The following is a 13550-nucleotide window of genomic DNA, read 5'->3' on the forward strand; positions in this document are numbered from 1 at the left end:
CTTACTCGATGTTCTGTACTTGTTCACGCATCTGTTCGATCAACACCTTCAGGTTGACCGCCGCCTGCGTACTGCGCGGGTCGAAGGCCTTGGAGCCGAGGGTGTTGGCTTCGCGATTGAGTTCCTGCATCAGGAAGTCCAGGCGCCGGCCCGCAGCGCCGCCGGACTTCAGCACCCGGCGCACTTCGGTGATGTGGGTATTGAGCCGATCCAGCTCTTCGGCAACATCGCTCTTCTGCGCCAGCAGCACCATCTCCTGCTCCAGGCGCTGCGGGTCGAGCTCGGCCTGCATGTCGTGGAAGCGGTCGAGGATTTTCTGCCGCTGCGCAGCGAGCATCTGTGGCACCTGGGCACGCAAGGTGGTGACCTCGGTCGCCATGCCGTCCAGGCGTTCGTTGATCAGTCGGGCCAGTTCCTGGCCTTCGCGTTGGCGACCGGCCTTGAGCTCCTTGAGGGCTTCGTCGAACAGGGCGATGGCTTCGGCGTTGAGCGCCTGCGGATCGCTGGCATCACCCACCAGCACGCCAGGCCAGGCCAGTACTTCCAGCGGGTTGAGCGCTGCCGGCTGCTTGATCAGGCTGGCGATGGTTTCGGCAGCGGCAACCAGCTGCGCGGCGCGCTCGCGATCGACCTGCAAGGGTTTGCCGGTGCTCTCTTCACTCAGGCGCAGGGTGCATTCCACCTTGCCGCGCGACAAGCCTTGGCGCAGGCCTTCGCGCACAGCGCCTTCGAGGTCGCGCAGGGCTTCTGGCAGGCGCAGGTGCGGTTCCAGGTAACGATGATTGACCGAGCGCAGCTCCCACGCCAGAGTGCCTTGGCTGCCGGCGCGCTCGACGCGAGCAAAAGCGGTCATGCTGTGCACCATGGGGGAGTACCTCGCAAAAGATGGGAAACAGGGAAGCCTTTCGGCTGCAAGGCGCAGGATTGTAGCGCAGTGCGGCCCGGGCGCCCAATCCACCCATCCTATCGACAGCCTACGCGGCAAGTGGGAAAAGGCGACAGGCTGCCCGGGGCGCGACAATAGGCATGTCCCTGCCGGGCTACGGGCTCTATAATGCTCGGCAGATTCAAGTCCCAGTACAGGTATCCCAGATGAAACGTCCAAGTGGTCGCGCCGCCGATCAGCTCCGCTCGATCCGCATTACCCGCAACTACACCAAGCACGCCGAGGGGTCGGTACTGGTCGAGTTCGGTGACACCAAAGTCATCTGCACGGTCAGCGTCGAGAATGGTGTTCCCCGCTTCCTCAAAGGCCAGGGCCAAGGTTGGCTGACCGCCGAATACGGCATGCTGCCGCGTTCGACCGGTGAGCGTAACCAGCGTGAAGCCAGCCGTGGCAAGCAGGGTGGTCGCACCCTGGAAATCCAGCGCCTGATCGGTCGTGCCCTGCGCGCTGCGCTGGACATGAAAAAGCTCGGTGAGGTCACCCTGTACGTCGACTGCGACGTGATCCAGGCCGATGGCGGCACCCGCACAGCATCGATCACCGGTGCCATGGTCGCCCTGGTCGATGCCCTGCGCGTTATCAAGAAGCGCGGCGGCCTCAAGGGCGGTGACCCGCTCAAGCACATGATCGCTGCCGTATCGGTCGGCATGTACCAAGGCGAAGCAGTGCTCGACCTGGACTACCTGGAAGACTCCGCTGCCGAGACCGACCTGAACGTGGTCATGACCAGCGCCGGTGGTTTCATCGAAGTGCAGGGCACCGCTGAAGGCGCACCGTTCCAGCCTGAAGACTTCAACGCCATGCTGGCGCTGGCGCAGAAGGGCATGAACGAAATCTACGAACTGCAGAACGCCGCACTGGCCGACTGAGCGCAATGCCAAGGAGGTGCGGAACATGAGTGATCCGAATGTACCGGTCAATCTGCCCAATTCCGAGATCCGCCAATGGGCGATGTTCTGTCACCTCTCGGCACTGCTCGGCCTGGCAGTGCCCCTTGGGCATTTGCTGGGGCCGTTGGTGATGTGGATCTGGAAGCGCGAGCTTGATCCGTTCATCGATGCCCAGGGCAAGGAAGCGCTGAATTTTCAGATCAGCGTGACCATTGCCGGGTTTATCTGCTTCCTGCTGACGTTCGTGCTGATCGGGCTGGTGCTGTTCGCCATTCTGGCGGTGGCGGTGCTGATCCTGATCATTCTGGCGGGGGTCAAGGCTAATGAAGGGCAGGCGTATCGCTATCCCTTCATCTGGCGGCCGATCAAGTAGAACGAGTTGGGGCCGCTTCGCGCCCCATCGCAGGCAAGCCAGTTCCTACAGATCAACACGATTCATGTAGACGCGGGCTTGCCTGTGATGGGGCGCGAAGCGGCCCCAACGTGTATCAGATGGTCAGCGTCCAGTCGTAATCGACGATCAGCGGCGCATGCTGGGAGAACCGCGGCTGACGCGGCAGGCGGGCGTTGCGCACGAAGCGGCGCAGGCCTGGGGTGAGGATCTGGTAGTCGAACCGGTAACCCAGGTTGAGCATTTCGGCCTGCTCGTTATCCGGCCACCAGCTGTACTGGTCGCCTTCACGGCTGACTTCGCGCAGGGCATCGACATAGCCCATGTCGCCGACAATCGAGTCCATCCACGCGCGCTCGGGCGGCAGGAAGCCTGGCGATTGCTGGCTGTCGCGCCAGTTCTTGATGTCGAGCTTCTGCTGCGCAACGTAGAACGACCCGCAGTAGATGTACTCGCGGCGCTTGCGGCGCTGCTTGTCCAGATACTTGCCGAAATCGTCCATCAACTTGAATTTCTGGTTCAAGTCTTCGTCGCCGTTCATGCCCGAAGGCAGCAACAGGCTGGCAATACTGACTTTGTCGAAGTCTGCTTGCAGGTAACGTCCGTAGCGGTCGGCTGTCTCGAAGCCCAGGCCGGTGATGACTGCCTTGGGCTGCATCCGCGAATAGAGCGCCACGCCACCTTGGGCAGGCACCTCCGCATCGCAGGCATAAAGGAAATAGCCATCGAGCTGGAAAGCTGGGTCGTCGAGTTCAAAGGCCGAGGCGCGGGTATCCTGAAGGCAGATGACGTCGGCATTCTGGGCTTGTAGCCAGCTGAGCAATCCACGCTCGGCGGCAGCCTGAATGCCATTTACGTTCACACTGATGATCCGCATAAATGGCCCCAAAAATCTCGTGCGTGTATGATACCCGAGCTCAACTCATTTAGCTAAATCCGTGGTGTCTGGGACTCTTCATGCAGCCGTATCAGCGCGACTTCATTCGTTTTGCCATCGATCGGGGCGTTTTGCGCTTCGGTGAATTCACCCTGAAATCGGGGCGTACCAGCCCGTACTTCTTCAATGCCGGCCTGTTCAACACAGGGTCTGCCCTGGCTGAACTGGGGCGTTGCTACGCGGCGGCGATCGTCGACAGCAAGATCCCCTTCGACGTACTGTTTGGCCCGGCCTACAAAGGCATCCCACTGGCTTCGGCCACTGCGGTGGCCCTGGCCGATCACCACCAGCGCGACGTGCCATGGTGCTTCAACCGCAAGGAAGCCAAGGCCCACGGCGAGGGCGGCAGCCTGGTAGGCGCCCCGCTGGAAGGCAAGGTACTGATCATCGATGACGTGATCACTGCGGGTACTGCCATTCGTGAAGTCATGCAGATCATCAGCGCCCAGCAGGCCACTGCCGCCGGTGTGCTGATTGCCCTGAACCGCGAAGAGCGCGGTAATGGCGAGCTGTCGGCGATCCAGGAAGTGGAGCGCGACTTCGGTATTCCGGTGGTCAGCATCGTTTCGCTGACCCAGGTGCTGGAATTCCTCGCCGATGACCCGCAGCTCAAGCAGCATCTGCCGGCTGTCGAGGCGTATCGGGCGCAATACGGGATCTGACCGTCCTGAAATGAAAAAGGCGACCTTTGCAGGTCGCCTTTTTTTGCCTGTACCGGCCTCATCGCGGGGCAAGCCCGCTCCCACGCAGGCGCAGTAACGCAGGCGTTGGCGTGGGAGCGGGCTTGCCCCGCGATGGGCCGCAAAGCGGCCCCGGGCTATCAGTAATGACGCTTGCGGTTGGTGATCAGGGTGCCCACGCCGCTGTCGGTGAAGATCTCCAGCAGCACCGCGTTCGGCACGCGACCGTCGATGATGTGCGAGCTCTGTACGCCACCTTGCACCGCATCCAGGGCGCATTTGATCTTCGGCAGCATGCCGCCGTAGATGGTGCCGTCGGCGATCAGCTCGTTGACCTGCTCGGTATTCAGGCCGGTCAGTACCTCGCCTTTCTTGTCCATCAGGCCTGCGATGTTGGTCAGCAGCATCAGCTTCTCAGCCTTCAGCGCCTCCGCCACCTTACCGGCCACCAGGTCGGCGTTGATGTTGTACGACTCACCGTTGGCACCCACGCCGATTGGCGCAATCACCGGAATGAAATCGCCCTTGACCAGCATGTTCAACAGATCGGTGTTGACCCCAACGACTTCGCCGACGTGGCCGATGTCGATGATTTCCGGAGTGGTCATCTCGGGCGTCTGGCGCGACACGGTGAGCTTCTTGGCGCGGATCAGCTCCGCGTCCTTGCCGGTCAGGCCGATGGCGCTGCCGCCGTGGCGGTTGATCAGGTTGACGATGTCCTTGTTGACCTGGCCACCGAGGACCATCTCGACCACGTCCATGGTCGCCGAGTCGGTGACGCGCATGCCGTCGATGAAGTGGCTCTCGATCGACAGGCGCTTGAGCAGATCACCGATCTGCGGGCCGCCGCCGTGCACCACCACCGGGTTGATGCCAACTGCTTTCATCAACACGATGTCGCGGGCAAAACCGGTTTTGAGCTCTTCGCTCTCCATCGCGTTGCCGCCGTACTTGATCACCAAGGTCTTGCCGACAAAGCGGCGAATGTAGGGCAGCGCTTCGGACAAAACCTCGGCTACATGGGAAGCGGCATCGCGATCGAGGGTCATGCAGGGCTCCTGTAAGGAACAGATAGTCGGTCAGAACGGCAGTTGCAGCTCAGGGGCAACCCGCAGCAACTGGGCGCGGAAAACATCTTTGATACGTTGCAATTCGGCGTCGCTGTCGGCTTCGAAGCGCAGCACCAGCACAGGCGTTGTGTTGGAAGCGCGTACCAGGCCCCAGCCGTGGGCGTAGTCGACCCGCACACCATCGATGGTGGTCAGGTTGGCGTCGCCCCAGTCAGCGTCGCGTTGCAGTGCATCAATGATGCTGAATTTACCCTCGTCGGTCACATCAATATTGATTTCCGGCGTGGAAATGTCGTTCGGGAACGCAGCGAACAGGCTTTCGGCGTCTTGCCCGGCCTTGCTGAGGATCTCCAGCAGGCGCGCGGCACTGTAGATACCATCGTCAAACCCGTACCAGCGCTCCTTGATGAAGATGTGCCCGCTCATCTCGCCTGCGAGCAAGGAGCCGGTCAGTTTCATCTTCTTCTTGATCAACGAGTGACCGGTCTTCCACATTAGCGCGCGACCGCCGTGCTGTTCGATCAGCGGGGTCAGGCGGCGGGTGCATTTGACGTCGAAGATGATCTCGGCGCCTGGGTTGCGTTCCAGGACATCCAGGGCGAATAGCATCAGCAGGCGGTCGGGGTAGACGATGTTGCCCGTGTTGGTCACCACGCCTACGCGGTCGCCGTCACCGTCGAAGGCCAGGCCGATATCGGCGCTGACTTCCTTGACCTTGGCGATCAGGTCTTCCAGGTTCTCAGGCTTGCCCGGATCTGGATGATGGTTAGGGAAGTTGCCGTCGACCTCGCAGAACAGCGGGATCACTTCGCAGCCCAGGGCTTCGATCAGCTGCGGGGCGATCACCCCAGCTGCGCCATTACCGCAGTCGACCACCACCTTGAGCTTTTTCTTAAGCTGGATGTCGGCGGTGACCTGGTCGAAGTAGCGGCCGAGGATCTCGACCTTTTCCACACGGCCTTCGCCGCGGCTCAAGTCGTTGGTCTTCAGACGAGTCAGCAGGGCCTGGATCTGCTCATTGGCCAAGGTGTCGCCGGCAATGACGATCTTGAAGCCGTTGTAGTCGGAGGGGTTGTGGCTGCCGGTGAGCATGACACCGGACTTGCCCGCCAGCACGTTGGCGGCGTAGTACAGCGCCGGAGTCGGCACCAGGCCGACGTCGCTGACCTGGCAACCGGCGTCGACCAGGCCCTGGATCAGTTGCTCGACCAGCATCGGCCCGGACAGTCGACCGTCGCGGCCAACCGAGATGTTCGGTTCGCCCTGGGCCAGGGTCTGCGCACCGATGGCGCGGCCGATCCAGTAGGCGGTTTCGGCATGCAGGGTTTTGCCGACCACGCCACGAATGTCGTAGGCGCGGAAGATGCTTTCGGGCAGTGCGGGTACCCGCTGGGCCATGTCATTCATCTCTGGGAGCTCCAATCTTCAAAGGCTTGTGGGTAGACGCAAACTGAACGCTTGGACGGCTCTTTCGCCAGAGAGTTCGCCATCCTTGGCGTCAACGCGGTGCTATCGGCTCAGTGGCTGCCGGAGTGGCCAAAGCCACCGGCGCCGCGCTGGCTCTCGTCGAAGGCCTCGACGATGTCGAAATGCGCTTGCACCACAGGCACCAGCACCAGCTGCGCGATGCGCTCGCCAATGGCGATGGTGAACGGCGTGTTGCCGCGGTTCCAGCACGACACCATCAGCTCGCCCTGGTAATCCGAGTCGATCAAGCCGACCAGATTGCCCAGCACGATGCCGTGCTTATGGCCCAGGCCCGAGCGCGGCAGGATCATCGCCGCCAGGCCCGGGTCGCCGATGTAGATCGACAGGCCGGTTGGGATCAGCAGGGTCTGGCCGGGCTCAAGCACGGTGTCTTGCTGGAGCATGGCGCGCAGGTCCAGGCCAGCAGAGCCAGGGGTGGCGTACTGCGGCAGGGGGAATTCGGCGCCAATGCGCGGGTCGAGGATCTTGGCTTGAAGAGCGTGCATGTAACTTATTGAACCTGATTGAGTCGTTCGGCGATGAAGGCAACCAGCTGACGGGCGATCTTGCCCTTGCTGGTCTGCGCGAAGAGGGTCTGGTGCTGCTGGCGATCGATCACGGTCAAGGCGTTCTCCTCGCTGTTGAAGCCGATGCTGGGGTTGGCCACATCATTGGCGACGATCAGGTCGAGGTTCTTGTCCTTGAGCTTGCGCGTGGCGTAATCGAGCAAGTGTTCGGTCTCGGCGGCAAAGCCGACGCTGAACGGACGGTCGGCCCGGCCAGCAATGGTCGCAAGGATATCCGGATTACGCACCATCTGCAGCAGCATGCCGTCGCCGGTCGTAGGATCCTTCTTGAGTTTTTGCGCGGCGACCACTTCCGGACGGTAGTCCGCGACCGCCGCCGAGGCGATGAACAGGTCGCATGGCATCGCCGCTTCGCAGGCCGCGAGCATGTCCCGTGCGCTGACCACGTCGATCCGGTTGACCCGATCCGGGGTCTGCAGGTGCACAGGCCCCGTGACGAGGGTCACCCTAGCCCCCGCTTCTGCGGCCGCTTCGGCCAGGGCAAAGCCCATCTTGCCGGAGCTATGATTGGTGATGTAACGCACCGGGTCGATGTTTTCCTGGGTCGGGCCGGCTGTGATCAGCACGTGTTTTCCGGTCAGCGCCTGGCGCTTGAAGCTTTCTGCCGCGCACCAGGCCAGGTCGCTGGCTTCGAGCATGCGCCCCAGGCCCACGTCGCCACAGGCCTGGCTGCCGGAGGCTGGGCCGAACACCTGGATGCCGCGGCTTTGCAGCAGCTCAAGGTTGGCCTGGGTAGCTGGGTCGCGCCACATTGCCTGGTTCATCGCCGGGGCTACGGCCACGGTCGCGTCGGTGGCCAGCACCAGGGTGGTCAGCAGGTCATCGGCCATGCCTTGGGCCATGCGCGCCATCAGGTCGGCGGTGGCTGGGGCGATCAGCACCAGGTCGGCCCATTTGGCCAGTTCGATATGCCCCATCGCCGCTTCGGCGGCGGGGTCGAGCAAGTCCATGTGCACCGGATGGCCGGACAGGGCCTGCAAGGTCAGTGGAGTGATGAACTCGGCACCGCCGCGGGTCATGACGACGCGCACCTGCGCGCCGTGTTCCAGGAGTCGGCGAATCAGCTCGGCGCTCTTGTAGGCGGCGATGCCGCCACCCACGCCGAGAACGATGCGCTTGCGATACAGCCGCTGCATAGGCTTGCCTTTTTCCAGTGAGAGCGGGCGGCGACGCATGAAAACTGCCTGCGGCAGAACGTCGCATTAAACGAGGCGAAATAGATTAACACAGGGCTTAAACGCGCCGCAGTATGAGGCAAGGAGCAGGGATGAACATCAGGGAGTGGCCGATAAACGAACGGCCAAGAGAGAAGCTGCTACACAAGGGCGCCGCTAGCCTGTCGGATGCCGAGTTGCTGGCCGTGTTCCTCGGCTCTGGCGTGCGAGGTTGCAATGTCGTGGAGCTGGCGCGCGGGCTATTGGCGAAGTACGGCAGTTTGCGACAGTTATTGGAAGCCGACAGGGCTGATTTTCTGGCTGAACTAGGGCTTGGGCCGGTCAAATACAGCCAATTGCAGGCGTTACTGGAGATCGGTCGTAGGAACCTGGAGATGTCGATTGAGCGTGAGTCCGCCGTGGAAAGTCCGCAGGCAGTTCGCCGGTATCTGAAATCGATGTTGCGCCATGAGCCCAGCGAGGTGTTTGGCTGCCTGTTTCTCGACTCCAAACACCGGCCATTGGCCTTCGAGATCCTGTTTCGCGGCACCATCGACCGCGCCAGCATCTATCCCCGCGAGGTGGTGCGGCGCTCGCTGCTGCACAACGCAGCGGCGTTGATCCTGTGTCACAACCACCCTTCGGGCAACTGCGAGCCGAGCCAGGATGACGTGCACATGACCCTGTCGCTCAAGCGCGGGTTGGCGATGATCGATGTGCGGGTGCTCGATCATGTCATCGTCGGCGATGGCGAGCCGTTGTCGATGGTCGAGCAAGGGTGGATAGCGGGCTGATTCAGCTCTCGTAGGAGCGGGCTTGCCCCGCGATAGCGTCAGAGCTTGAGACGCTATCGCGGGGCAAGCCCGCTCCCACGCTGGTCGATATGGCTATGACCCCGAGCCTCAGCGAGTCACCGAAACCTTGCTGAAATCCAACCGACCAAACGGGTTCACCTGATACCCCTCGACCCCCTGGCGCAGCAATGTGGCGGCAGTGGGGTGCGCCAGTGGCAACCACAGCGCCTGCTGCTGGATCAGCGCCTGTGCCTGCTGGTACAGCCGGCTGCGCACGCTTTGGTCATTGGTGGTGCGGCCGGCACTGATCAGCTGATCCAGGCGGCTGTCGCAGAACCGCGCAAAATTGGTCCCGGACTTGACCGCCGCGCAGGAAAACTGCGGGCTGAGGAAGTTGTCCGGGTCACCGTTGTCACCGGCCCAGCCCATGAACAGCAGGTCATGCTCGCCGGCCTTGGCACGGCGGATCAGTTCACCCCATTCGATCACCTTGATCTCGGCCTTGATGCCCACCTTGGCCAGGTCGGCCTGTAGCATCTGCGCGCCTAGGCTTGGGTTGGGGTTGAGCAGGCTGCCGGAAGGGCGGGTCCAGATCGTGGTGCTGAAGCCATCTGCAAGGCCAGCCTTGGTCAGCAGGGCCTTGGCTTTTTTCAGGTCTGTCGGATAACCCGGCAGGTCCTTGGCGTAGCTCCAGGTATTGGGCGGGTAGGGGCCGTTGGCCGCAATAGCGGTGTCTTCGAACACGGCCTTGAGGTAGCTGGTTTTGTCGAAGGCGAGGTTGATCGCCTGGCGCACTTCAGGCTTGTCCAGCGGTGGGTGCTGGCTGTTGATGGCGACGAAAGCCGTCATGAAGGCAGGCGTGGTGGCGACCTCGAGGTTGCCATCCTTGCCGGCCTCGGCAATGTCCAGTGGCTTGGGCGACAGGGCCATCTGGCACTCGCCCCGCTTGAGCTTTTGCAGGCGCACGTTGGCGTCCGGGGTGATCGCATAGATCAGCGGATCGACCGCAGGCTTGCCGGCAAAGTAGTCGGCATTGGCGCGATAGCGCACCACGGCGTCCTTCTGGAAGCGCTGGAACACGAACGGACCGGTGCCGATCGGCTGGCTGTTGAGCTTCTCCGGGGTGCCGGCCTTGAGCAGCTTGTCGGCGTATTCGGCAGAATAGATCGAGGCGAAGCCCATGCTCAGGGTGGCCAGGAAGGTGGCGTCGGCGTGGGTCAGGGTGAAGCGCACGGTGTGCGGCTCTGGGGCATCGATCGACTTGATCAGGCTGCCCAGCTGCAGCGACTGGGCGTGCGGATAGCCGCCGGACGCAGTCTTGTGCCAGGCATGGGCCGGGTAGAGCATGCGCTGGAAGCTGAACAGCACGTCGTCGGCATCCAGCTCGCGGGTGGGCTTGAAGTAGGGCGTGGTGTGGAACTTCACCGCGCTACGCAGCTTGAAGTCGTAGATCAGGCCGTCGGCCGAGACCGTCCAGCTTTCGGCCAGGCTAGGCACGACCTTGCCCTGGCCTGAGTCGAACTCCACCAGGCGGTTCATCAGCACATCGGCCGAGGCGTTGGTGGTGGTCAGCGAGTTGTACTGCACCACGTCGAAGCCTTCGGGGCTGGCCTCGGTGCAGATAGCGAGTGGCGCCGCCTGGGCGAGGCCGGCGAACAAAAGGCTGGAAGAGAACAGCAGGTAAAGCGCGGCGGCACGCATCGAAGCTCCTTGGCGAGATCAGTGGCCCATCTGCCAGTGCAGTCTGGAAACGTTCTACCCTAGTGCGAGCGTTGATAAATGACCACACCCTTTTTTACAAACCCTGCGACGAGCGGTCGACAGCCCGCCGGCCTTGTCGCTATGCTGGCCGCACTCACTTGGCCGACTGCAGAAACGCATCTTCTGTTGTTGCAGCCGAGTCTTTCTGGTATAAAGCAGCGCTCTTTTCTAGGGGCTCGCTCTGTCGCGAAAGCGGATACGGTCGATAAGACCCCCGGAAACACGGCGCCTGGCGCCATAGACTGAGAGATTAAGCGGCCAACCCATGCCGGGTTGGGCATGTGGTTTTAGAGGGCTGAGGCATGTCGAGAGTCTGTCAAGTTACCGGTAAGGGTCCGGTAACTGGGAATAACATTTCCCACGCAAACAACAAAACCCGTCGTCGTTTCCTGCCAAACCTGCAGCACCACCGTTTCTGGGTTGAATCCGAGAAGCGTTTCGTGCGTCTGCGCGTTTCCGCCAAGGGCATGCGTATCATCGACAAGCGCGGCATCGATGCCGTTCTGGTTGACATCCGCCGTGCCGGCGCCAAGGTTTAAGGGAGAGCATCATGCGTGAATTGATCCGTCTGGTATCGAGTGCTGGCACTGGCCACTTCTACACCACCGACAAGAACAAGCGCACCACCCCGGACAAGATCGAGATCAAGAAATACGATCCGGTCGTCCGTAAGCACGTGACCTACAAGGAAGCCAAGATCAAGTAATTGATCGGCAACCTGAAAAAACCCGCCTCCTCACGGAAGCGGGTTTTTTTATGCCTGGGAAATTCATCGCGGGGCAAGCCCGCTCCCACGCCGATCGTGATAGCGAGCTCGGCTGTTATTTCTGCTCGAACATCACGTAGATCTTGCGGCACGGCTCCAGCACTTCCCAGGTGCCTTTGAAGCCAGCCGGGATAACGAACCGATCACCGGCACGCAGGGTCTTGGCGCCCCCGGCCTCATCACGCAGCACCGAGACACCCTGCACGATCTCGCAGTACTCATGTTCGGTGTAGTTGACGGTCCACTGCCCGACCTCGCCTTCCCACACGCCCGCGGCGAACTGGCCGCAGGGGCTGGAGTAGTGGTTGTAGACAGCCTGGTCCGGCTCACCCTTGAGGATTTTCTCCGCCGCCGGGCGATAGCGTTCAGCCTCGGTCAGCACTTGGGCGAAGTCGATAATGCCGGTGATAGTCATGGTTCTCCCCTCTTGTTGTTTAATAAAATGCACATCAGTAGGCTTTTGAGCCTTCCGTGTCAAATATATTGATAGTTTACACTGGCTGGTTTAGGGTGACGGGTGCCAGTGTGCGCTTGTCGCCCGGCCAGAATTTCTGACAGCGCCCGTGAGTCTCCAGTGCGGCGTTGCACCTTAACAAGAGGAGGAGTTTCGTATGACCACCCTGACTCGTGCGGACTGGGAACAGCGTGCCCAGCAATTGAAGATCGAAGGCCGCGCCTTCATCAACGGTGAGTACACCGACGCCGCATCCGCTGAAACCTTCGACTGCCTGAGCCCGGTGGACGGACGCTTCCTGGCCAAGGTCGCCAGCTGCGACCTGGCCGACGCCAACCGCGCTGTGGAAAACGCCCGCGCCACCTTTGACTCCGGCGTTTGGTCGCGCCTGGCTCCGGCCAAGCGTAAAGCCAAACTGATCCGCTTCGCCGAGCTGCTGCGTAAGAACGTAGAAGAGCTGGCGCTGCTGGAAACCCTGGACATGGGCAAGCCGATTGGCGACTCCTCGAGCATCGACGTACCAGGCGCGGCGCAAGCCCTGCACTGGAATGCCGAAGCCATCGACAAGGTCTACGACGAGGTCGCGCCGACTCCGCACGACCAGCTCGGCCTGGTGACCCGCGAGCCAGTGGGTGTGGTTGGCGCCATCGTGCCGTGGAACTTCCCGCTGCTGATGGCCTGCTGGAAACTCGGCCCGGCCCTGGCCACCGGTAACTCGGTGGTGCTCAAGCCGTCCGAAAAATCGCCACTGACCGCCATCCGTATCGCCCAACTGGCGATCGAAGCCGGCATCCCGGCTGGCGTGCTCAACGTGCTGCCAGGCTACGGCCACACCGTCGGCAAGGCCCTGGCCCTGCATATGGACGTCGACACCCTGGTGTTCACCGGTTCGACCAAGATCGCCAAGCAACTGATGATCTACGCTGGCGAATCGAACATGAAGCGCATCTGGCTGGAAGCTGGCGGCAAGAGCCCGAACATCGTCTTCGCCGACGCGCCTGACCTGCAGGCCGCTGCCGAAGCCGCTGCCAGCGCCATCGCCTTCAACCAGGGCGAAGTCTGCACCGCAGGTTCGCGCCTGCTGGTCGAGCGCTCGATCAAAGACAAGTTCCTGCCGCTGGTAGTCGAGGCGCTGAAAGCCTGGAAGCCAGGCAACCCACTGGATCCGGCGACCACCGTGGGTGCGCTGGTCGATACCCAGCAGATGAACACCGTGCTGTCGTACATCGACGCAGGTCATCAGGACGGCGCCAAGCTGCTGGCCGGTGGCAAGCGCATCCTCGAAGAGACTGGCGGCACCTACGTCGAGCCGACCATCTTCGACGGCGTGACCAATGCCATGAAGATCGCCCAGGAAGAGATCTTTGGCCCAGTGCTGTCGGTGATTACCTTCGACACCGCCGAAGAAGCCGTGGCCATCGCCAACGACACGCCGTACGGCCTGGCCGCAGGTATCTGGACTGCCGACATCTCCAAGGCGCACAAAACTGCCCGTGCCGTGCGCGCCGGTAGCGTCTGGGTCAACCAGTACGACGGCGGCGACATGACCGCACCGTTCGGCGGCTTCAAGCAGTCGGGCAACGGCCGTGACAAGTCGCTGCATGCGCTGGAGAAGTACACCGAGCTGAAGGCGACCTGGATCAAGCTGTAATC

14 protein-coding genes and 1 pseudogene are annotated in these 13550 nt (G+C 62.0%); 7 read left to right on the forward strand and 8 right to left on the reverse strand.

Features of this window, described 5'->3' with window-relative positions:
* Nucleotide 1: 1 nt before the first annotated feature.
* The gene (locus ACF8K2_RS21335; RefSeq protein ID WP_186553023.1) at nt 2-865 is read right to left on the reverse strand and encodes a YicC/YloC family endoribonuclease; all 864 of its coding nucleotides are present in this window, start codon (nt 863-865) and stop codon (nt 2-4) included.
* Nucleotides 866-1092: 227 nt separating this feature from the next.
* Between ACF8K2_RS21335 and rph the strand changes: the two genes are divergently transcribed.
* A complete protein-coding gene (gene rph, locus ACF8K2_RS21340) occupies nt 1093-1815 on the forward strand; it encodes a ribonuclease PH (RefSeq protein WP_186553022.1) in 723 nt (240 codons plus the stop codon).
* A 25-nt stretch (nt 1816-1840) separates the two neighbouring features.
* Nucleotides 1841-2209, forward strand: coding sequence for a DUF4870 domain-containing protein (locus tag ACF8K2_RS21345; protein WP_186553021.1), 369 nt, complete (start codon nt 1841-1843; stop codon nt 2207-2209).
* 115 nt (nt 2210-2324) lie between these two features.
* On the opposite strand, the gene ACF8K2_RS21350 is transcribed toward ACF8K2_RS21345, so the two are convergent.
* Nucleotides 2325-3104 (reverse strand): exodeoxyribonuclease III, encoded by a 780-nt coding sequence (locus ACF8K2_RS21350; RefSeq protein WP_186553020.1) that lies wholly within the window; start codon nt 3102-3104, stop codon nt 2325-2327.
* Nucleotides 3105-3184: 80 nt separating this feature from the next.
* Between ACF8K2_RS21350 and pyrE the strand changes: the two genes are divergently transcribed.
* Entirely contained in the window at nt 3185-3826 is a 642-nt protein-coding gene (gene pyrE, locus ACF8K2_RS21355) for an orotate phosphoribosyltransferase (RefSeq protein ID WP_392467461.1), read from the forward strand.
* 158 nt (nt 3827-3984) lie between these two features.
* Here the strand turns inward: pyrE and argB are convergent, their stop codons facing one another.
* The 4 genes and pseudogenes from argB to coaBC form a co-directional block, all read right to left on the reverse strand.
* Complete coding sequence (gene argB, locus ACF8K2_RS21360) at nt 3985-4893, reverse strand: acetylglutamate kinase (RefSeq protein ID WP_186553019.1); 909 nt, start codon at nt 4891-4893, stop codon at nt 3985-3987.
* Between the two features lie 30 nt (nt 4894-4923).
* A pseudogene (locus tag ACF8K2_RS21365) lies at nt 4924-6303 on the reverse strand (phosphomannomutase/phosphoglucomutase); the annotation flags it as partial.
* 128 nt (nt 6304-6431) lie between these two features.
* The gene (gene dut / locus ACF8K2_RS21370; RefSeq protein ID WP_186553017.1) at nt 6432-6887 is read right to left on the reverse strand and encodes a dUTP diphosphatase; all 456 of its coding nucleotides are present in this window, start codon (nt 6885-6887) and stop codon (nt 6432-6434) included.
* A 5-nt stretch (nt 6888-6892) separates the two neighbouring features.
* Nucleotides 6893-8104 (reverse strand): bifunctional phosphopantothenoylcysteine decarboxylase/phosphopantothenate--cysteine ligase CoaBC, encoded by a 1212-nt coding sequence (gene coaBC, locus ACF8K2_RS21375; RefSeq protein WP_186553237.1) that lies wholly within the window; start codon nt 8102-8104, stop codon nt 6893-6895.
* 131 nt (nt 8105-8235) lie between these two features.
* Here coaBC and radC point away from each other — a divergent pair, with 131 nt between their 5' ends.
* Nucleotides 8236-8916, forward strand: coding sequence for a DNA repair protein RadC (gene radC, locus ACF8K2_RS21380; RefSeq protein ID WP_392467464.1), 681 nt, complete (start codon nt 8236-8238; stop codon nt 8914-8916).
* 108 nt (nt 8917-9024) lie between these two features.
* Here the strand turns inward: radC and ACF8K2_RS21385 are convergent, their stop codons facing one another.
* A complete protein-coding gene (locus tag ACF8K2_RS21385; RefSeq protein WP_392467466.1) occupies nt 9025-10617 on the reverse strand; it encodes an ABC transporter substrate-binding protein in 1593 nt (530 codons plus the stop codon).
* 362 nt (nt 10618-10979) lie between these two features.
* On the opposite strand from ACF8K2_RS21385, the gene rpmB reads away from it, so the two are divergent.
* Nucleotides 10980-11216: a 50S ribosomal protein L28 gene (gene rpmB / locus ACF8K2_RS21390; RefSeq protein WP_023629974.1), complete on the forward strand. Its 237-nt coding sequence runs from the start codon at nt 10980-10982 to the stop codon at nt 11214-11216.
* Nucleotides 11217-11227: 11 nt separating this feature from the next.
* Nucleotides 11228-11383 carry a 50S ribosomal protein L33 gene (rpmG, locus tag ACF8K2_RS21395; protein ID WP_021702025.1) on the forward strand — a complete coding sequence of 52 codons (156 nt, stop codon included), beginning with the start codon at nt 11228-11230 and terminating at the stop codon, nt 11381-11383.
* Nucleotides 11384-11498: 115 nt separating this feature from the next.
* On the opposite strand, the gene ACF8K2_RS21400 is transcribed toward rpmG, so the two are convergent.
* Nucleotides 11499-11858 carry a cupin domain-containing protein gene (locus ACF8K2_RS21400; RefSeq protein ID WP_186553014.1) on the reverse strand — a complete coding sequence of 120 codons (360 nt, stop codon included), beginning with the start codon at nt 11856-11858 and terminating at the stop codon, nt 11499-11501.
* A gap of 196 nt (nt 11859-12054) precedes the next feature.
* On the opposite strand from ACF8K2_RS21400, the gene ACF8K2_RS21405 reads away from it, so the two are divergent.
* Nucleotides 12055-13548 (forward strand): aldehyde dehydrogenase, encoded by a 1494-nt coding sequence (locus ACF8K2_RS21405; protein ID WP_264233984.1) that lies wholly within the window; start codon nt 12055-12057, stop codon nt 13546-13548.
* The last annotated feature ends 2 nt before the right edge of the window (nt 13549-13550 follow it).

It is taken from the genome of Pseudomonas sp. xss_2, assembly GCF_043104195.1.
GTDB classification, from domain to species: Bacteria; Pseudomonadota; Gammaproteobacteria; order Pseudomonadales; family Pseudomonadaceae; genus Aquipseudomonas; species Aquipseudomonas urmiensis.